Below are 20,731 nucleotides of genomic sequence, written 5' to 3'. Positions count from 1 at the left end.
TTTATGCCTGAATTCGGTCGAGGAAATGAATCCGCCATTATGGCGACATGAGAGGCATTATCAACGCGCTGCCCGTCGGCCGCCCCGGCAAGGGCACGACCGATCGGGTCGGCATCAGTCGCTTGCCTCAGGCGCTGTCAGGGTTTCGCAGGCCTGAGCGATACGCTCGCAGGCCTCGCCGAGGCGTTCGGTGGCGGCGGCAAAGGAGACCCGAAACCAGGGCGCCAGACCGAAGGCCGTGCCCGGCACGACGGCCACATGGGCCTGCTCGAGCAGAAACCGCGCCACGTCCACATCCCTTTCAAGCACCTCGCCTTCGGGCGTTTGACGATTGATCAATCCCTGACAGCTGATGAAAAGATAAAACGCGCCTTCAGGAACGCGGCACGACAGCCCGTCAATGGCATTGAAGGCCGTCGCGCACATGTCGCGGCGCTGGCGAAAGATCTCGAGGTGTTCTTCCAGAAAGTCGCGAGGGCCATTGAGGGCTTCCACGGCCGCGGCCTGCGAAATGGCGCTGGGGTTGGTGGTCATCTGCCCCTGCAGCATCGCCATGGCGCGAATCAGATCCTTCGGGCCGCCGCCAAAACCGATGCGCCAGCCGGTCATGGCGTATCCCTTGGAGACGCCGTTAACGGTCAGGGTGCGCTCTAACAGTTCCGGCACCACGGCAGCGAGAGTGGTAAAGGCCCAGCCGTCGTAGGCGAGATACTCATAGATGTCGTCGCTGATCACGAACACCTGTGGGTGGCGCTTTAATACCTCACCCAGCGCGGCCAGCTCCTCGCGGTGATAGCCGGCGCCGGTGGGGTTGCCGGGGGAGTTGAGAATCAAACATTTCGTCTTCGGCGTGATGGCGGCCTCAAGCTGCTCGGCCGTGAGCTTGAAGCCCTGTGTTTCATCACACTCGACACAGACCGGCATGCCCTCGGCCAGACGCACCATGTCTGGATAGGAGACCCAGTACGGCGCCGGAATGATGACCTCGTCATCCGGGTCAATGAGGGCAAACAGGGCGTTGAAAATGACCTGCTTGCCACCAGTGCCCACCGAAATCTGATCGGTCGCGTAGTGCAGACCGTTGTCCCGCTCGAACTTGGCCACCACCGCCTGTTTGAGCTCGGGGGTGCCATCGACATCGGTATAGCGGGTGTGGCCCTCGTCGATGGCGCGCTTGCCGGCGTGTGCAATATGGGCGGGCGTATCGAAATCGGGCTCGCCCTGCGACAGGGTAATGACATCCAGTCCGGCCCGGCGCATCTCGGCGGCGCGGCGCGAGATATCAATCGAGGCAGAGGGCTTTATCGTGCTCAGGCGGCGGGCAAGCGTGGTCATGGTCAGCGTTCCGGTCAGCAGGGGAGAGGCCCCCAGAGTAACGGCTTTGGCCGTGGGCGGCCACGCGCACACCGCGTGGTCGCGTGGGAGGGTGTCGTCAGATCGGCGGCGGCTGACGAATCAGCTGACGCAGCAGGTGCATCATGGCAGCCACCCCCGGTGGCAGTTGCTGGCGGCGCAGGCTGACCAGCCCGTAGGGCTGTACGCTCAAACGCGTGGACGACGAGATGATGCGAAAGCGCTGCGGGTCGCACAGCAGCTCGGCCACGCCTCGGGTCGCCACGGTCAGAAACGACGAGGCGTTGACCAGCGCCAGCGAGGTGGTCAGATCCGAGGTGTCGACGATCCAGTGGGGTGGTTCGAGACCACGGTGACGCAGCAGGTCATCCACGCGCTGGCGCATCAGGGTGCCGGGCGGCTGCAGCGCCCAGGGGTAGTCGACCATGGCAGACAGCGCCGGCACCGGCTGCTCGGCCAGCGGATGGTTACGACTGCAGATAAAACAGATTTCCTCCTCGCCGATCTCCTCGAACACGAAGTGCTCGCCGGAGAAACCGGCCGGAATGCGAGAGATCACAAAATTGTAATGACCATCGAGCAGTCCGGAGATCAGGGCGCGACTGACATCCACGTGCACGTTAATGCGAAGTCCCGGGCGCTCGCCGTGCATCTGCTCGATGGCCCGCGTCAGCAGGGCCACGGCGGGTTCCATGACCGTGCCGACCCGGACCAGTCCGGCGTGTCCGGCACGGATGGCGTTGAATTCCTCCCCGGCGCGTTCAAGTTCATCGATGATGGTTCGGGCGCGGCGAATCATCAGCTCGCCATACAGGTTGGGCGAGAGCCCGCGGCCGTGACGTTCGAACAGGGTGGTGCCCAGGCGTTCCTCGAGTTCAATCAGAAGTCTCGAGGCGGCGGGCTGGCTGATGCCCAGCACTTCGGCGCTACGATGCAGATTGCCCTGTTCGCCAAGGGCTACAAAAAGCTGTAGATGACGCAACTTTAGTCGTGATCTAAAAAACCAGTCTTCCGGCAGAGTCCCCATGACGTGCGGCTCGTTATGCAAGTGATATCAAAATGGTCATCACCTTTCGGTATGACCGGCATTGGTCGGGTATTACCCGAGGAAGATATCGTCTGTGGTATTGGACTTACAGTGATGTAAGGCATTTTGCGACCAATGGCGCATCGGCCTGTTCCGGACGCCATGGTCTGATCCGGAGCCGGTTATGCCCAGCGCGCCCGAAGCCGCTTTATCCACACCCCTTCTGCTGTTGATCTCGGCCATGGCGATTGCCATTTTGCTGCTGTTGATCATTCGAATTCGTCTGCATCCCTTCTTTGCGCTGGTTATGGTCAGTATTGCCACGGCGCTGGCGACCGGCATCGATGTCAGTGACCTGATCTCGACCTTGACCGGCGGCTTTGGCAAAACGCTGGGCAATGTGGCCATGTTGATCGGCTTTGGCGCCGTGCTCGGGCGGATCGTTGCCGTCTCGGGCGGGGCTCGCGTGCTGTCTGACACCCTGATTCGCATCTGCGGGCGTGAACGGGCGCCTTTGGGGTTATCGATTGCCGCACTTTTGTTTTGCTTCCCGATCTTTCTCGATGCCGCCTATGTCGTGATGCTGCCGATCATCTTTGCGGTCGCGCGTGAGCTCAAGGGCTCGGTGCTGCTGTACGGCCTGCCCGTTGCGGGGGCCGCTCTGGTCATGCACGCCCTGATGCCGCCGCATCCGGGGCCGGTGGCCGCCGCCGTCTTTTTACACGCCGATATCGGACTGGTGCTCTTTGTCGGGCTGCTGGTCGGGCTGCCCACCTGGTATGTAATGGGCTATCGCCTGGCCGTGTGGCTTGCCAACAAGACACCGTCCCAGCCAGTGCCCGATGTGATGGGGGGTGAGGAAAACGACGGCGCGCCGGCCCCCGCCTTTGGCACCGTGCTGCTGGTCCTGCTGCTGCCGCTGGTACTGATTTTCATGAACACCGGTATCTCGACGTTGATCTCGGCGGGCACCCTGCCGGAAGACAATGCGCTGCTGGACGTCTTCATTGTCATTGGCGAGACCCCGATTGCGCTGCTGATCAGTACCTGCGTGGCGATGTGGCTTCTGATCTTTCGCCGCGGACGCCAGGAGCCGATGGACGCCATCAACGACATCATCGAAAAGGCGCTGGCGCCAGTGTGCACCATCATCCTGATTACCGGTGCCGGAGGCATGTTCGGTGGCGTACTGACGGCTAGTGGGATCGGCAATGCGCTGGCGGCGAGCCTTGATGCGATCGGCATGCCGCTGATTCTGGCCGGCTATCTCATCGCCTCGGTCATCCGCATCGCCCAGGGCTCGGCCACCGTGGCCGGGACCACGGCGGCCGGCATCATGGCGCCGGCGGTACTGGCACAGCCGGAACTGGCCGGCATGCCGGCGGCCTGTATCACCACGGCGATCGTGGCCGGTGCCATTGGCTACTCCCACGTCAACGATTCCGGGTTCTGGCTGGTCGGTCGGTTCCTGCAGGTCGAGACCCGCACCATGCTGCGGACCTGGAGCGTGATGTCGATCGGTATTTCCCTGATGGCCTTTGGTCTGGCCTGGGCGCTTTTCGCCCTGGTCGCATAAGGCGCCATCTTCAAACAGCGGGCCCGCGGGCAAGTGTCCCGGGTCCTGATTCCGGCCCCTGCAAGACTTCTGCAAGCCCCTACAAGGAGATGTACTCATGCCTTATACCGCTGATGACTGGCCGATCACGGCCGCACTGCTGCAGTTTGCCGGTGTTGATGCCCAGGGCCGCGCCGTCAATGACGCCGATCCTGCCCACTGGCGCAGCGTGTTCGAAGAAGTGCGTGATGCCGGCTTTGATAACGCCGATCTGTTTGACAGCTGGATCAAGCCCGGTGACCTCTCCCGTGACCGTCTTGAAGCGCTGGGCGGCGCGGCAAAGGAAGTCGGTATCGGCCTGCCGTCAGTGTCGGCCATTCGCCGCAGTGTCATCGATCTTGAGCACGGGGAAGACAACCTGGCCTACAGCCACCGCACGCTGGAAGCTGCGGCCGCGCTGGGCTGCCGCGTGGTCTCCTTCGGTCTGCACCAGGCCCTGACGCCCGAGCAGCAAAAACAGCTGTGGTTCTGGACCGTGGAAGGTCACAAGGACCCGAAGGCCGATCGTGATATGTGGAATCTGGCCGTCAAGCGCCTGCGCGAGCTGGGCCAGCATGCCGATGAGCTGGGTCTTTTGATGTCTCTCGAGATGTATGAAGACACCTACCTGGGCACGGCCGACTCGTCTGTCGCGCTGGTCAAGGACATCGGTCTGGACAACGTCGGCATCAACCCGGATGCGGGCAACCTGATTCGTCTGCACCGCCCGATCGAGTCCTGGCTCGAGATCATGGAAAAGACCATGCCGTATGCCAACTACTGGCATGTCAAAAACTATATCCGCGACGAAGACGTGGCGCGCGACCACTACGTGGCCATGCCGGCTCCGCTGGAATCGGGTCTGATCAGCTATCGCAAGGCGTTTGAAATCGCACTGGCCAACGGCTTTCAGGGCATCATCTGCACCGAGCACTACGGCGGTGACGGCCTCAGCGTGTCCAGCACCAATCAGAAGTACCTGCGCGAAAAGATTCTGCCGCGCAAGCCCGGTTATGCCCTTGGCAAGAGCCAGGTCCGTCAGGGCTGATCGCCCATGACCGCGATATGACGACACCATGTCTACAGGGAGTGAAGGTTTCATGACACGTAAAATTGCCATTGTCGGCTCGGGCTACATGGGGGGCGGCATCGCTCAGGTCATGGCGCTGGCCGGTGCCGAGGTTCTAATCAGCGATGTCTCGCTTGAAGTCACCCAGGCCAACCGCGAGCGTCTGATCGAGGAAACCCGCAGGTTTGTTGCCGACGGTCTGTTCCCCAGTGACGCCGTCGAGCGCATCGAACGTCAGGTGAAAGTCGCCGAGTCCATCGAGGACGCAGTACGTGACGCCGATTTCATCGAAGAAGCCGTGCCCGAGAAGATCGACATCAAGCATGAGATCTTCAAACGTGTCAGTGCTGCGGCGCGCCCGGATGCGATCATCGCCACCAACACCTCAACCATCTCGATTGCCAAGCTCTCCGAAGCGGTCACCAACCCGGAGCGTTTTCTGGGCGTGCACTTCTCCAATCCGTCACCGTTCGTGCCGGGCGTGGAGATCATCCCGCATGAAGGCACCGACCCCGCCGTTGTCGAGCGCGCCTGTGCGATCGTTCATGAGACCGGCAAGGAGACGGCCACGGTCAAGGACGTGACCGGCTTTGTGCTCAATCGTCTGCAGTACGCGCTGTTTCACGAGGCAACGCAGCTGCTGGAAGAAGGTGTGGCCAGCCCCGAGGACATCGATACGCTGGTGCGTACCACGTTTGGCTTCCGCCTGCCGTTTTTCGGCCCGTTCGCGATTGCCGACATGGCAGGGCTCGACGTCTACAACTTCTGCTACCAGTCGCTGCAGACCGACTTTCCCGAGCGCTTTGCCACGCCCGAAGCGCTGAGTTCGCTGATCGAGCAGGGCAAGCTGGGTACCAAGAGCGGTGGTGGTTTCACTGACGTGCCGGCCGAGCGCATCCCGGACCTGATCGCCTGGCGCAACCGGGCCTACGTGAAGCTCTCCGAGCTGATGAAGGAGCTCGGGCCGCCGCCGATGAAATAATCCGGCTGACGGTCATATTCAAAAGCGCCCGCTCGATGATTCGAGCGGGCGCTTTTTTATGTGTGAAAGCATCCTGTCAGGGATTGTCGTCTCAGAATCGCTGATACATGACAGTGTCGCTGTCACCTTCGATCACTGGCGATGATGTTTCACGTGAAACACTGTCTTGTCGATCAGGGCAAGGAGGCGGCTATCCCATGGCCTGATTGATCAGGCCAAAGCGAGGCAGCACGCTGTCATCCACCGCCGGGCCACGGCGCATGCGCACGACCCTGTCTACACAGGCAAGGCCCGATTCGGTCAGCAGGTGGTCCTCCTGTGGGTCGACCAGATCCAGCCGCACGAAGGCGCCCTCTGCATGTGAGAGCAGCGTGGCCATCAGCGCCTGAGCCTGCTCCGGTGATTCGGCCATGACCGGGCCGATGTGTTCGCCGCGACCGTAGGGACGGCGCAGGGCCAGCCCCACGAGCTGACCGTCGCGCTCGATCACGACGCCCTGCGTGGCCTGACGCACGGCCTCAACATGGACGGCGTTATCGGGCGACAGCGCCATGATGGCCTCAATATCCTGCTCGGTCATCGCACGCAGCCCCTCGAGCGCTTCCGGCGTCTCCGGGGCGTTTGTCACCATCCCCTGGTACTGACAGACGGTACTGAACGGCGTGAACCCGAGCTTTTGATACAGCGGCGCGCCGGCCACAGTGGCGACCAGCAGCTGGGTACGATCCCCGGCCAGTGCCATCAGGCGGGTCATCATGGCACGTCCCAGCCCCTTGCCCTGCCAGGCGTCATCGATGATCACCAGCCCAAGCGTGGCAGTATGATTTTGTGGCAGGCAAAAGCCGGTGCCGATCAATGTTCCGTCCGGGGTTTCGATGGCGACGCCGTGGCCCAGCTTGAGCATCGTGGCCCAGTCCTCAGGGCGATGCGGCCAGCCCAGCCGCTGTGACAGCCCATGCGCCTGCACCAGATCGTTGTCATGCAGGGGGCGCCAGCAGAGTTCCTGTGAGGTATCGGCCGAGCATTGCGATGAGGATGAAGACATGACAGCAGGCTCCCATGGAGGTGTCGGGTGGGGGGATGGTTACTGTCGCATGCGCCTTGCGCGTGTGCCACGCCCGGGCAGGGCCGGCCATGCAATTCGGCAGATCTGACCGAATCAATACGGCTTTGACGCATCAACTGCGTCGAGCGCGGCCACACTCGGCACCCCGTGCCGGGCCATTGGCCTTAGCATGAAGGGAGCCTTTTGCCCTGAACATCGGGCGGACCCTTTCATCGCCGGGAGCCCTTTCATGTCGAGCTTCGATCCAGCCCGTATCACTATCCCCTGTGCTCACTTCATTCATGGCCGCCAGGTGCGTGATCGCGACGACCTTGAGGTCATTCGACCGGCTGACGGCGCGGTATATGCCGGCCTGCCGGTCGCCGATGCCGCTCGGGTCGATGAAGCAGTGACCAGCGCTCGGCAGGCGTTTTTGCATGCTGACTGGGCGCGGCGGGCCCCGCGCGAACGGGCGCGCATCATGCGCCGCTGGGCGGATCTGATCGAGGTCGATATCGACTATCTGGCGCCGCTTGAAGCGCTGGGGTCTACCCGGCCGATCGATCAGGCGCGGGCCTGGGATGTGCCTTATACCGCCGAGGGCATCCGCTTTTTTGCCGAGTTCGCCGACAAGCACGGCGGTGAGGTGGCGGCCACCGCCCATGACAGTCTGGGCATGCAGATTGCCGAGCCACTGGGAGTGGTCGGCGCCATCGCCCCCTGGAACTTTCCTCTCAGCATGACCTGCTGGAAGGTGGCGCCGGCACTGGCAGCCGGCAATACCGTGGTGCTCAAGCCTTCCGAAATGACGCCCTTTACGGCGGTACGTCTGGCCGAACTGGCCATCGAGGCCGGTATGCCGCCGGGCGTTTTCAACGTGATTCAGGGCGATGGGGCCACCACGGGGGACGCGCTATGTCGTCATCCCGATGTGGCCAAGGTGACCTTTACCGGCTCGACCGCCACCGGCCGCAGTATCATGGGCGCCTGCGCCGAGACCGGCCCGAAGCCCGTGACGCTGGAGCTGGGCGGCAAGAGCCCACAGCTGGTGTTTGGCGACATTCCCGATCTGGATCGCACCGCGGCCACGCTTGCCGCTGCCATTACCGGTAACGCCGGCCAGGTCTGTGTGGCAGGCTCGCGTCTTTTGATCGAGCGCTCACTGCTTGAACCCATGATCGAGCGGCTGAAAACCCATTTCGATGGGCTGGTTCCCGGGCTGACCTGGCAGGAAGGAACGCGCTTTTCACCGATCATCTCCGAGACCCAGACCAACCGTATCGAGTCGGTCATTGGGCGTGCCATTGGCGCTGGTGCCGAGCTGGTCGCAGGCGGCGCGCGCTTTGAAACGTCGTTTGGCGGCTGTTTCTATCGGCCCACGATACTGCGGGTCGATAAAAGCGATAATCCGGCAGTGCATGAGGAGATCTTCGGGCCGGTGCTGAGCGTACAGGCCTTTGACGACGAAGAAGAGGCGCTGGCGCTGGCCGAACACGAGGTCTATGGCCTGGCCGCCGGGGTTCACACGGCGGATATCGGCCGGGCGCTGCGCGCCGTACGCCGGCTCAGCGCCGGCACCGTGTGGGTCAATCGCTATGGGCGCAGCAATGACTATATTTTGCCCACCGGCGGTTACAAGCGCTCCGGCATCGGCCGTGATCTGGGCCGGGCCGCCTTTGAGGCCAATCTTCATCACAAGAGCGTGCTGATCGATCTGAACATCTGAGGTGCGGCCTGAGGTGCAGATAGAGACGCCTCACCTGTCGCACAATGACGCGTCGATTGGCTGACGGCCAACAACAAGAGAAGAGGTTTTCGAACATGTTCGTCAACGTAGATACCGTTCACGACAGTCCCGACTTTCCCGAGCAGGTCGATGTCGTGGTCATCGGCGCAGGCATTGTGGGCACCACCACGGCCTATGAGCTGGCCTGTCGGGGCGTGTCGGTGGCCCTGCTGGAGAAGGGGCTGATCGGCTGTGAGCAGTCGAGTCGCAACTGGGGCTGGGTGCGTCAGCAAAACCGCGACATGTTCGAGCTGCCGCTGGCGATGCACAGCCTGAACCGGTGGGAGGCGATGTCCGGCGAGATCGGCCGTGACGTGGGCTTTCGCCGCAGCGGGATCGTTTATACCACTGACAACCCCGAAAGCCTGGCCAAATGGGAGGCCTGGGGCGAGAAGGCCCGGGCGCACGGCTTTGTCAGCCAGGTGCTGACCGCCGAACAGGCGCATGAACGCGCACCCGGCACCACCTCGCGCTGGCTTGGTGGCATCTGGTCGCCCACCGACGGCCACGCCGAACCCGCCATGGCCTGTCCGGCCATCGCCCACGGCGCCCGCGAGCGCGGTGCGTATGTACATCAAAACTGCGCTGTGCGCGGGCTGGAGCTTTCCGGCGGGCGCGTCAGTGGTGTGTGGACCGAGCGCGGCCTGATTCGGACCTCGAGTGTGATCTGTGCCGGCGGTGCCTGGAGCTCACGCTTTTGCCGCCGTCATGGGGTCGAACTGCCGGCGGCCAACATCATGGGCACCACCGTGCAGACCACCACGGCCCCTGAGGTCACCCCGGGCTGTCTGACTACGCCGAAAATTGCGCTGCGACGGCGCCTTGACGGGGGCTACACGCTGGCGCTGCCCGGTCGCGGGCGGGTGGAAGTGAGCCCGCAGGGCCTGCGCTACGCCACGAAATTTTATGGCGCCTATCGCAGCAAGCTGGCCAAGAAGCTGCAGGTGCGCATCGGGCGCTCCTTCTTTCAGGGGCCGGAAGCCGCCGGGCGCTGGGAATTTGACCAGATCTCACCCTTTGAGCAGCAGCGCATTCTGGACCCCGCCCCCGACATGGTGCAGGCGCGCGCCGCACTGGCCGGGCTGCATGCGGAATACCCGTCACTCAAGGGCCTGCATCTTGCCCGCGCCTGGGGCGGCATGATCGATACCACGCCGGACATGGTGCCGATCATCTCACCGGTCGAGGCCGTTCCGGGCTTTATCATCGCCTCGGGCTTTTCCGGTCACGGCTTTGGCATCGGCCCGGCAGCCGGTCAGCTGGCGGCAGATCTGGTCACCGGCGCCACGCCCGTGGTGGACCCTGCGCCCTATCATATTGACCGCTTTGCTCGCGGCAGCCGCATTCGTCAGCCCGAGATGATGTGATTCCTTCTGCCGCAGTCTGTGCTGTGCGCCCCGCGAAAAAGGGCGTTTTGTACCGACAGCCCCCGGGCTTTCAGCGTCCTGCGATGGTCGGGAAGTGCTGTAATGAAGCCATGGCCCCCGCTGGGGGCCAACGTCCACAACAATCTTCGCCGTTAACGGCACGACAACACAGGACGACACACCATGAGCGACATCATGCGCCCGAAGTACATCACCTTTGACTGCTACGGCACGCTGACCAACTTTCAAATGGGCGCCATGACGCGCGAACTCTTTGCCGATCGCATCCCGGATGCCGATCGCATGGACGCCTTCGTCAAATCCTTTGGTGCCTATCGCTTTGATGAAGTGCTCGGCCCCTGGAAGCCCTATTCAGAGGTGCTGTGCACGGCACTTGAGCGTACCTGCAAGCGCTGGGGCGTGGCGTATCGCGATAACGAAGGCATGCGCTATTTCGAGGCGGTGCCGAGCTGGGGTCCCCATCCGGACGTGATCGAGGGGTTATCAAAAATCGCCGATAAAATCCCGCTGGTGATCTACTCCAACGCCGATGACAGCCAGATCATGGACAACGTCAAAAAGCTGGAAGTGCCGTTTCACAAGGTCTTCACGGCGCAAATGTTTCAGGTCTACAAGCCCCGTCTGGCGGCCTTTGAGGCCATGATCGACACCCTGGGCTGCCAGCCCGATGAGCTGTTGCACGTCTCCTCAAGCTTTCGCTATGACCTGATGTCGGCCCACTTCATGGGCATCAGAAACAAGGCGTTCGTGGCGCGCAATCACGAGGGCTTCTGTGACGGTTATGGGGCCACCGAGATTGCCGATATCCGTGGTCTGCCGGCATTGGTCGGTCTCTGAGCCGGTCGATCCGTGAATCGTCACTGCGACCCCTTTTGGGAGAGCGTCCATGAAGTTTGAGTCCTACTGGCTTGATACGGCCCCGGCCTTTACCGGTGCCCGCACCCATCCTCCCGAAGGCCACTATGATGTGGCCGTCATCGGCGGCGGTCTTACCGGTCTGTCAGCGGCGCGCACCCTGGCCCGTGACGGCGCCCGCGTGGCCCTTCTGGAGGCCGGGCGGGTGATCGGTGAAGCCTCCGGTCGCAACGGCGGGCAGTGCAATACCGGCGTGGCCCAGGACTACGCCGGCATGGTCGACCAGCTCGGCCGCGAGCAGGCCATGCTGCATTACCGCAGCTACAGCGAGGCGGTGGCCTCGGTCGAGCAGGTGATCGAGGAGGAGGGCATTGCCTGCGACTATCTGCGTCGCGGCAAGCTCAAGCTCGCCGCCAAACCCGAACACTATGAAAAGCTCGCCCGTACCTGCGAGGCGATTCGCCGCGATGTCGACCCTGACGTGGCGCTGCTCTCCAGAGAAGAGGCGCGGCGTGAGGTGGATTCACCGGCCTTTCATGGTGCGCTCTGGCAGAAAAACGGCGGCCAGATGCACATGGGATGCTTTGGTACGGGGCTGGCCGAGGCGGCCGTGCGCCATGGCGCCCATCTTTTTGAACATACCCCCATGACCGGCGTCGAGCGCGAAGGCGAGCGCTATCGACTGACCACTTCGCACGGCGAGTTCCAGACCAGCGAGTTTTACGCCAACAACGTTTTGCTGGCGACCGGCGCTTCCCAGGTCGGCCCGCTGAACTGGTTTCGTCGTCGGATGGCGCCGGTGGGCAGCTTTATCGTGGTCACCGAGCCGCTCTCAAAGGATCAGTGCGCCCAGCTCATTCCCCATCGTCGCGCCTGCGTGACCAGCCGCATCATCGGCCACTATTTCCGCCTGACCCCGGATGATCGTCTGCTGTTCGGCGGCCGCGCCCGTTTCGCCATGTCCGGTGGCAAGTCCGACGCCAAAAGCGGCGAGATTCTGCGCCGTGGCCTTGCCGAGACCTTTCCGCAGCTTGGCGACACGCCGCTATCGCATTGCTGGGGCGGGCTGGTGGACATGAGTCGTGACCGCCTGCCGCACGCCGGTCGCCATGACGGCATGTACTACGTGATGGGGTTCAGCGGCCATGGCGTGCAGATGTCGGTCCACATGGGCCGCATGCTGGCCGAGATGATGCTGGGTCAGCGCAAGGAGTATCCCTGGCAAAGCGATGACTGGCCGGCGATCCCCGGTCATTTCGGCAAACCCTGGTTTTTACCCCTGGTGGGCAGCTGGTATCGCCTGCAGGACCGGCTGCACTAGCCGGCATCAGGCACACGAACGTTCAGAACAACAGGACAGCTCAAGGCTGTCATCGATGCAGCGCTGTATCCGAATGCAATAACAATTTCAGGCAGAAGGAGAAGGCTCATGACACACAATAAACATGGTGATGACGAATTCGTCTCCCCGGAGCAGAGCCTGCAGGTTTACCGCGCCATGCAGGCCGGGTTGTCCCGCCGCCAGGCGCTGAAAATGCTGGGGACGGTTGGCATCGTGGCTGCCGGCAGCGGCATGTGGCCGGGCCTGTCGCGCGGCTGGGCAGCTCAGGCGCAGCCCGAACCCAAACGTGGCGGTCGCATTCGCATGGCGGCGCACTCGTCCTCCTCGAGTGAGTCGCTGGACCCGGCGAAGGGCTCCACGGCGATTGACTACGTGCGCGCCTATACCTTCTATAACGGTCTGACCCGGTTCAACGAGCAGCTCGAACCGCAGCCGGCGCTGGCCGAGACGTTTGAAAGCAGCGACAACGGCGATCGCTGGGTATTTACCCTGCGCCCGGAGGTCACCTTCCATGATGGCAAATCGCTGACGCCGCAGGACGTCATCTATTCGATCATGCGCCACAAGGACCCGGGCGTCGGCTCCAAGGTGCTGTCGATGGTCGAACAGATCGGCAGCATCAAGGCGCTGGACGACCGGCGCATCGAATTCAACCTGACCTCACCCAATATCGAACTGCCCTCAATTCTGGCCATCTCCCATCTGGTGATCGTGCCCGATGGCACCACCGATTTTTCCAAGGGCATCGGCACCGGGCCGTTCAAGTGTCAGGAGTTCAGCCCCGGCGTGCGCTCGGTGGCCGTGCGCAACGAGAACTACTGGCGCGAAGGTTATCCACATCTCGATGCCATCGAGATGGTGGGCATCAGTGACGAGTCGGCACGTGTCAACGCGCTGCTCTCCGGCGATGTCCAGATGATTAACAACCTCACTGGCCGCAATGCCGATCGCATCAAGCAGGGCGATGGTCACAGGGTCAAGGCTACCAACTCGGGCAACTACACCGATCTGATTATGCGGGTGGATCAACAGCCCGGCAGCCGGCCAGAGTTCGTCGAGGCCATGAAATATCTCTTTGACCGCGAGCAGATCAAGCGCGTGGCCCTGCGCGGCTACGGCGAGATCGCCAACGATCAGCCGATCGCGCCGTCTTCCCCCTACTATTTCGATGGCCTGCCGCAGCGTGAATACGACCCCGAGCGGGCCGCGTCGCTTCTGAAAAAGGCCGGTGTGGCCGGTGCCCGCGTGCCGGTCGTGGTCTCGCCGGCGGCCAATTACTCCGAAGAGATGGGCCAGCTGCTGCAGCAGTCGGCCGCCCAGGCCGGGCTCAATATCAACCTCAATCGGGTGCCGGGTGACGGCTACTGGTCCAATCACTGGATGAAGCACCCGCTGGGCTTTGGCAACATCAACGCGCGCCCCACGGCCAATATTCTTCTCTCGCAGTTCTTTGCCTCAAAGGCGCCCTGGAACGAGTCGGGCTGGAAAAACGAGCAGTTCGACCAGCTGCTGGTGGCTTCCAGAAGCGAGCCCGATGTCGCCAAACGCAAGCAGATGTATGCCGACATGCAGACCATGATTCATGACGAAAGCGGCATCGGCATTCCGGTCTTTTTAAGCGATGTGGAGGGTTATGACGCCCGCATCGGCGGCATGGATCAGACCATTCCGCTGGGCAGCTTCATGGGCTACATGTGCGCTGAAAACATCTGGTGGAACGCGTAAGGGCACTGTTGCCTTTCCTGTCACTGCGGCCATCGAATCAGGCGCGAAACCCTGGGTATCCCACGGCTTTCGCGCCCCGACCGGCCCCCAATCCGGAGGCGAAGGATGCGCAACACCATGCCCAAACTGGTGCTGGGACGTCTGTCCTCAAGTCTTTTGACACTGTTTCTGGTGTCGCTGGTCATTTTTGCCATTACCTCTCTGCTGCCCGGTGACACTGCCCAGCAGATCCTCGGTCAGTTCGCCACGCCCGAGCAGGTGGCGGCCCTGCGCGTCGAGCTGGGGCTCGATCAGCCGGCGCTGCTGCGCTACTGGCACTGGCTGAGTGGTTTTGCCACCGGTGATCTGGGCATGTCGGCCAGTAACGGCATGCCGGTCGCCCAGCTCATGAACGACCGGCTGCCCAACTCGCTGCTGCTGGCGGCCATTACCACCGCCATTTCCGTGCCCGTGGCCCTGATCATGGGGTTGGTGGCGGCCATGCGTCGCGGCGGCAACGTGGACCGGGTGCTCAATATCGTGACGCTGTCCATGGTGGCGGTGCCGGAGTTTCTGGTCGCAACGATTGCCGTGCTGATCTTTGCCGTACATCTGGGCTGGCTTCCGGCCCTTTCCTATGTCTCGACGGTCGATAACCTGGGCGATTTCGTGCGGATCTACGCCATGCCGGTGCTGACGCTGTGCTGCGTATTGATTGCGCAGATGGCGCGCATGACCCGGGCGGCGCTGATCGATCAGCTCGACAGCGCCTATATCGAAATGGCGCGGCTCAAGGGGGTACCGCCCATGCGTCGCGTGCTGCGCCATGCCCTGCCCAATGCGATCGGGCCGATTGCCAATGCCGTGGCGCTGAGCCTCTCCTACCTGCTGGGCGGGGTCATTATCGTCGAGACGATCTTCAACTATCCGGGTATCGCCAGTCTGATGGTGGATGCCGTGTCCAACCGGGATCTCGCCCTTGTTCAGGCCTGCGCCATGCTCTTTTGCGGCGCCTACCTGATTCTGGTGATGGTGGCCGACTTGTGCGCGATCCTTTCCAATCCGAGGCTGCGAAACCGATGACCGAGACCCATGCCATGCCACATCGTCGCCCAGGCCTGTCACCACACCCGGCGTCCCACCGGCGCATGAGCCAGGGAAGCCGCCTGCCGATCGCCACGCCCGCCCGGCGTAACAAGCCCCGCTTGAGACTGACCCGCTGGATCGGGCTGAGTGTGTTCGGCGCGTGGGTGCTGATCGCCATTTTCGGCCCCTTGCTTGCCCCCTATCCAATGGGCGCCTTTGTCTCCGATGAGATCTACGGTGGCATGAGTGCTGCCCACTGGCTGGGCACCGACTACATGGGGCGCGACATGCTCAGTCGCATCCTGACCGGGGCCCGCTACACCGTGGGACTGGCCGTGGTGGCGGCCCTGCTGTCGAGTCTGGTGGGGGCAGGGTTTGGCATGCTGACCGTACTGCTGCCGCGCTGGCTGGAGGAGGGCATACGCCGCATCTTTGACACCCTGATCTCGATTCCCAGCAAGATGATGGCGCTGGTCATGGTGTCCGCCTTTGGCACCTCCATTCCCCTGTTGATCATTGCAGCCGTGCTCAGCTATGCCCCGGGGGCCTTTCGCATCTCGCACAGCCTGGCGACCAACCTGGCCACGCTCGAGTACGTTCAGGTGGCGCGTACTCGTGGTGAAGGACGCTTTTACATTGCTGCCGTCGAGATCATGCCCAACATGATCCAGTCGGTACTGACCGACATGGGCATGCGCTTTGTCTTCATCGTGTTGCTGCTCAGCGGCATGAGCTTTCTGGGGCTGGGCGTTCAACCACCGGCGGCGGATCTGGGCTCGCTGGTGCGTGAAAACATCGGCGGATTGAGCCAGGGGGCGCTGGCGGTCATTGCCCCGGCGCTGGCCATCGGCACGCTGACCATCGGTGCCAATCTCTTGATCGACAGTCTGTCCAACAGCCGCGGCTCGCAAAAGGAGTGACATCATGCTGGGAGAATCACTCTCCGTGCGCGATCTCAGGATCTGCGCCACCCCGCCGGGCGGCGAGGAACGTGTCATCGTCAATGACATCCATTTTGAACTGGCGCCGGGAGAAGTCCTGGCGCTGATCGGCGAGTCGGGCTCGGGCAAGACCACCATTGCGCTGGCCATGCTGGGCTATGCCCGCAGTGGCTGTCGTATTGCCGGTGGCAGCGTGCGCCTGGGCGAGACCGATATCCTGTCGCTCAACCCTGTCGAGACCCGTGCGCTGCGCGGGCACCGGGTATCCTATATCGCCCAGAGTGCGGCTGCGGCCTTCAATCCCTCGCGCACGCTGATGGACCAGGTCATCGAGGGCGCGCTGATTCACGGCGTCATGAACCGTCAGGAGGCGCGCCAAAAGGCCGTGTCGCTGTTTCATGATCTGGCCCTGCCGGAGCCCGAGCACATCGGTGAGCGCTATCCGCACCAGGTCTCCGGCGGCCAGCTGCAGCGCGTGATGGCCGCGATGGCGCTGATTACCGACCCGGCGCTGGTTGTGCTCGACGAGCCGACCACCGCGCTGGATGTCACCACTCAGATCGAGGTGCTGCGCGCCTTCAAGCAGGTGATGCGCGAGCGCGGCACCACGGCGATTTATGTGTCGCACGATCTGGCCGTGGTGGCGCAGATGGCCGATCAGGTGCTGGTGCTGCAAAACGGCGAGACCCAGGAGCACAACACCACGGCGTCCATTCTGGAAAAGCCGGCGCACGACTATACCCGCAGCCTTTTGGCCGCGGCCCGTCCGCATGAGCACCTGTCTCCCATAGAAGGTCGCCACGGCGCCGAGCTGCTGGACATTGATGACCTGCAGGTCGGCTACGGTTCGCGCGACGCCCACGGCCGCCCCGAAAACGTGGTGCTTGAACACATCAATCTGCATCTGGTGCGTGGTCAGGCACTCGGCGTGATCGGGGAATCGGGGTCGGGCAAGTCGACGCTGGCCCGTGCCGTGGCGGGGCTGGTAGCGCCGTCTCATGGATCGGTCCAGTTTGATCGGCGCGAGCTCTCTACCACGCTGCGCGGGCGTACGCCGGAGCAATTTCGACGTATCCAGATGGTGTTTCAAAGTGCCGACAATGCGCTCAATCCGGCCCACAGTGTTCAGCGACTGCTCAACCGGCCGCTGGAGACCTATTTCAGGCTGGACCGTCGCGCGCGCCGTGCCCGTGTCGAGGAGCTGATGGACCTGGTGAAGCTGCCGCGCAATCTGCTGGATCGCAAGCCCGGCGAGCTCTCCGGCGGTCAGAAGCAGCGCATCAACCTGGCCCGGGCACTGGCGGCCAAACCGGATCTGATTCTGTGTGACGAGGTGACCTCTGCCCTCGATACGGTGGTCGGCGCGGCCATTCTGGAGCTGCTGGTCGAACTGCGCCGCGAGCTGGGCGTGGCCTATCTCTTCATCAGCCACGACATTTCCACCGTGCGCTCCCTGTGCGACGACGTGATGGTGCTCTATCAGGGGCAGTGCGTGGAGAGCGGACCGTGCAAGCAGGTATTGAACACCCCGCAGCATGGCTACACGCGCCGGCTGATCGGCTCGGTGCCGGAGCTGCGTCAGGGCTGGCTGGAAAGCCGCCCACAGCGCAGCGAGACGGCAGTACCGGTGGCATGAATCATTACCAACATGCAGGAGAGGACAATATGAGCAGACCGGTGCTGAACGCCCCCGCCCTCTGGCGGGATGCAGGGTTTATCAACGGGCAGTGGTGCCAGAGCGATGACGGCACCACGATCGACGTCACGGATCCGGCCAGCGGCGAGCGGCTTGCCTCGGTGGCCGCCATGGGGGCAGGTGAGACCCGGCGAGCCATCGAAGCCGCTGATGCGGCCTGGCCCGCGTGGCGCGCCCGCCCGGCAGCGGATCGCGCCGGCTTGCTGATGCGCTGGCACGATCTGATGCTCGACAATCTTGAAGACCTGGCGCTGATCATGACCCGTGAGCAGGGCAAGCCGCTGGAGGAGTCCCGCGGTGAAATTCGCTACGGGGCAAGCTTTGTGAAGTGGTTTGCCGAAGAAGCCCGCCGTGCCTATGGCGAAACAATTCCGGCGCCGACGGCGGACCGACGCATTCTGGTCCTCAAGCAGCCGGTGGGCGTGTGTGGGGCCATCACGCCGTGGAACTTCCCCAATGCCATGATCACGCGCAAGTGCGCCCCGGCACTCGCCGCGGGCTGTCCGATCGTGATCAAACCCTCGGAGCTTACCCCTCTGTCGGCGCTGGCCCTGGCCGTACTGGCCGAACGTGCCGGTTTCCCGCCCGGGGTAATCAATATCGTCACCGGTCTGCCGGAGGGCATCGGCGGTGAGCTGACCGGTAACCCGACGGTTCGCAAGCTCTCCTTCACCGGCTCGACCCGGGTCGGGCGGCTTTTGATGCGCCAGTGTAGCGAAGAGATCAAGCGCCTGAGCCTGGAGCTGGGAGGCAATGCGCCCTTGATCGTTTTTGATGATGCCGATATTGAGCTGGCGGTGGCCGGCGCCATGGCCAGCAAGTTTCGCAATGCCGGCCAGACCTGTGTCTGTGCCAACCGCATACTGGTGCAGTCCGGCATTCACGACAGTTTCGTGGCGCGTCTCGAAGAAACGATGGGCGCGCTCAAGTGCGGCAACGGCATGGACAAGGGCGTCAGCATCGGCCCTCTGATCAATGATCAGGCGGTGGAGAAGGTAGCGGCGCATATCGATGACGCGCTGAACCACGGTGCGCAGCTGGTCTGCGGCGGCGTGCCCGATGGCCACAGTCGGCAGGTGGTGCCGACCCTTCTGACCGGCGTGACCGAAACCATGCTGATCACCCGCGAGGAAACCTTCGGCCCGGTGGCACCGATCATGCGCTTTGATACTGAAGAAGAGGCGCTGCGCATTGCCAATGCCACGCCGTTTGGGCTCGCGGCCTACTTCTTCACCGAGAGCATGCGCCGCGCCTGGCGTGTGGGTGAGGCGCTGGAGTTCGGCATGGTGGGGCTCAATACCGGTGCGATCTCGATGGAAGTGGCGCCCTTCGGCGGCGTCAAGCAGTCGGGGCTGGGGCGCGAGGGCGCGCGCCAGGGGCTTGACGAGTACTTCGAGGAAAAGGCCTTCCACATGGGCGGGCTATCGTAAATTGGGCGGACTATCGTAAATAAGGACGACTATAGACCAGAACGGTTATGGCAAAACGGCCCGGCATCTGCCGGGCCGTTTTGCGTGGACTGGACCGCGATGATGACCACCTTTAACCATTCCAATGAAATAAATATTAAATACAGCGCCTGCGGGCACTTATGAGGCTATCTTGAAAAAGTGTCATGTCGAAATGAAAAGCACGCATGGCTCAATGGACAACAGTTTGGCGCCCGTCGGGGCTGATCTGTTAAAGAGCGTCACGGAGTGGCGCTTCATAAAAGGAATTAGACAATGGCAGATACCACCGTTGGAACCGTGCGCGAGTCGATCGACCGCGTGTCATGGGGCAGTGTCATTGCAGGTGTGGTGACCGTCCTCGCCATTTCCGCCATTCTGTCGCTGCTGGGAACCGCCATCGGTTCCAGTGTGATCGACCCCATGTCGAATAACCCCTTTGACGGTCTGGGTACTGCCTTTGGCATTTCCTCTGCCGTGTTTCTGGTGATCAGCTTTGCTGCCGGTGGTTTCGTGGCGGGGCGACTGGCCAACGTGCGCGGTTTTATCCATGGTTTTTTGAGCTGGGCGACCGCGACGCTGATATCGATGGTACTGATCGGATTTGCCGCCGGCAGTATCGTCTCCGGCGGCGCCAGTGCGGTGGGCTCGATCGTTTCGGGGGCCGGTCAGGTCACCGGCAGTGTGGCAAAGGGGCTTGGCAGTGCCACCTCTTCTCTGGGCGAGCACCTCAGCGAAAACTTCGATTTTTCCCCTGATGGCGATTCCCTGCTGGAGGACCAGAACCTTCAGCGTCAGGTCAGTCAGGTACTGCGTGATACGGATACTGGCTCACTGCAGCCCGAGTATCTGAGCAATCAGGCGCAGGCGGCGGGCGATGATATTCAGACCGCTGCCCGCCACCTGGCCAGTAACCCTTCCAATTATGAAGCCATCCTCAAGGAGCTGGTCGACAAACAGCAGGCGCGTCTTGAAAACATCAAGCAGGACGTTGATCGTGATGCGCTGGTCAATGCACTGGCCAGCAACACCGACATGAGTCAATCCGACGCCGAACAGTTTGTTGATGAATCCATGGCCCGACTCGATGAGGGCGTGGCACAGATGAAACAGCAGGTCGATCGTCTCGATACCTATATCCAGCAGGCGCAACAGGAGCTGGCCGAGGCCGAGAAGTCGCTGCGTGAAGGGGCTGAACAGGCCGCCGAAAGCCTGCGCAACTCTGCCATGATGGCCTTCATTGCCATGGTCATCGCTGCCCTGATCAGCAGCTTTGCCGGGCTTTTGGGCGGCAGGATGCAGACGCGTCATGATGTTCAGGCCCGTCGCCGTTAAGCGCGCACCTGTCCATCAGGACCCTTGATGATTGGTCCCACCATAACGCCCGGCCATGTGCCGGGCGTTTTATTGTGCCT

The 20,731-nt window shown here is 62.6% G+C and carries 16 protein-coding genes; 13 read left to right on the top strand and 3 right to left on the bottom strand.

Features of this window, described 5'->3' with window-relative positions:
* Positions 1 to 114: 114 nt before the first annotated feature.
* A complete protein-coding gene (locus ACUN8C_RS15920) occupies positions 115 to 1,335 on the bottom strand; it encodes a pyridoxal phosphate-dependent aminotransferase (protein WP_445620135.1) in 1,221 nt (406 codons plus the stop codon).
* A gap of 97 nt (positions 1,336 to 1,432) precedes the next feature.
* Positions 1,433 to 2,380, bottom strand: a complete 948-nt coding sequence (locus tag ACUN8C_RS15915; protein ID WP_108841389.1) for a LysR substrate-binding domain-containing protein — start codon at positions 2,378 to 2,380, stop codon at positions 1,433 to 1,435.
* Between the two features lie 184 nt (positions 2,381 to 2,564).
* On the opposite strand from ACUN8C_RS15915, the gene ACUN8C_RS15910 reads away from it, so the two are divergent.
* The 3 genes from ACUN8C_RS15910 to ACUN8C_RS15900 all read left to right on the top strand — a co-directional run bounded on the left by ACUN8C_RS15910 (position 2,565) and on the right by ACUN8C_RS15900 (position 6,025).
* Positions 2,565 to 3,956: a GntP family permease gene (locus ACUN8C_RS15910; protein ID WP_445620134.1), complete on the top strand. Its 1,392-nt coding sequence runs from the start codon at positions 2,565 to 2,567 to the stop codon at positions 3,954 to 3,956.
* 97 nt (positions 3,957 to 4,053) lie between these two features.
* A complete protein-coding gene (locus tag ACUN8C_RS15905) occupies positions 4,054 to 5,022 on the top strand; it encodes a sugar phosphate isomerase/epimerase family protein (protein WP_445620133.1) in 969 nt (322 codons plus the stop codon).
* Between the two features lie 52 nt (positions 5,023 to 5,074).
* Positions 5,075 to 6,025: a 3-hydroxyacyl-CoA dehydrogenase family protein gene (locus tag ACUN8C_RS15900; protein WP_445620132.1), complete on the top strand. Its 951-nt coding sequence runs from the start codon at positions 5,075 to 5,077 to the stop codon at positions 6,023 to 6,025.
* Between the two features lie 190 nt (positions 6,026 to 6,215).
* On the opposite strand, the gene ACUN8C_RS15895 is transcribed toward ACUN8C_RS15900, so the two are convergent.
* On the bottom strand, positions 6,216 to 7,070 hold the full coding sequence (locus tag ACUN8C_RS15895) for a GNAT family N-acetyltransferase (RefSeq protein ID WP_445620131.1): 855 nt from the start codon (positions 7,068 to 7,070) through the stop codon (positions 6,216 to 6,218).
* Between the two features lie 250 nt (positions 7,071 to 7,320).
* Between ACUN8C_RS15895 and ACUN8C_RS15890 the strand changes: the two genes are divergently transcribed.
* From ACUN8C_RS15890 to ACUN8C_RS15845, 10 genes are all read left to right on the top strand, one after another.
* Complete coding sequence (locus tag ACUN8C_RS15890) at positions 7,321 to 8,796, top strand: aldehyde dehydrogenase family protein (RefSeq protein WP_445620130.1); 1,476 nt, start codon at positions 7,321 to 7,323, stop codon at positions 8,794 to 8,796.
* A gap of 95 nt (positions 8,797 to 8,891) precedes the next feature.
* Entirely contained in the window at positions 8,892 to 10,223 is a 1,332-nt protein-coding gene (locus ACUN8C_RS15885) for an NAD(P)/FAD-dependent oxidoreductase (RefSeq protein WP_445620129.1), read from the top strand.
* 183 nt (positions 10,224 to 10,406) lie between these two features.
* Positions 10,407 to 11,081, top strand: a complete 675-nt coding sequence (locus tag ACUN8C_RS15880) for a haloacid dehalogenase type II (protein WP_445620128.1) — start codon at positions 10,407 to 10,409, stop codon at positions 11,079 to 11,081.
* A 49-nt stretch (positions 11,082 to 11,130) separates the two neighbouring features.
* A complete protein-coding gene (locus ACUN8C_RS15875) occupies positions 11,131 to 12,420 on the top strand; it encodes an NAD(P)/FAD-dependent oxidoreductase (RefSeq protein ID WP_445620127.1) in 1,290 nt (429 codons plus the stop codon).
* A gap of 108 nt (positions 12,421 to 12,528) precedes the next feature.
* The gene (locus ACUN8C_RS15870) at positions 12,529 to 14,166 is read left to right on the top strand and encodes an ABC transporter substrate-binding protein (protein ID WP_445620126.1); all 1,638 of its coding nucleotides are present in this window, start codon (positions 12,529 to 12,531) and stop codon (positions 14,164 to 14,166) included.
* A 105-nt stretch (positions 14,167 to 14,271) separates the two neighbouring features.
* Positions 14,272 to 15,228, top strand: coding sequence for an ABC transporter permease (locus tag ACUN8C_RS15865; RefSeq protein WP_445620125.1), 957 nt, complete (start codon positions 14,272 to 14,274; stop codon positions 15,226 to 15,228).
* A 65-nt stretch (positions 15,229 to 15,293) separates the two neighbouring features.
* Positions 15,294 to 16,151, top strand: a complete 858-nt coding sequence (locus ACUN8C_RS15860) for an ABC transporter permease (RefSeq protein WP_445620124.1) — start codon at positions 15,294 to 15,296, stop codon at positions 16,149 to 16,151.
* Positions 16,152 to 16,155: 4 nt separating this feature from the next.
* Positions 16,156 to 17,808 carry an ABC transporter ATP-binding protein gene (locus tag ACUN8C_RS15855; RefSeq protein ID WP_445620123.1) on the top strand — a complete coding sequence of 551 codons (1,653 nt, stop codon included), beginning with the start codon at positions 16,156 to 16,158 and terminating at the stop codon, positions 17,806 to 17,808.
* Between the two features lie 29 nt (positions 17,809 to 17,837).
* Positions 17,838 to 19,298, top strand: coding sequence for an NAD-dependent succinate-semialdehyde dehydrogenase (locus tag ACUN8C_RS15850; RefSeq protein WP_445620122.1), 1,461 nt, complete (start codon positions 17,838 to 17,840; stop codon positions 19,296 to 19,298).
* Between the two features lie 294 nt (positions 19,299 to 19,592).
* Positions 19,593 to 20,651, top strand: coding sequence for a hypothetical protein (locus ACUN8C_RS15845; protein WP_445620121.1), 1,059 nt, complete (start codon positions 19,593 to 19,595; stop codon positions 20,649 to 20,651).
* Positions 20,652 to 20,731 lie beyond the last annotated feature (80 nt).

This window comes from Kushneria sp. Sum13 (assembly GCF_052692355.1).
Note: the sequence above shows the minus strand (reverse complement) of the source record. Positions and strands in the feature narration are given on the sequence as shown.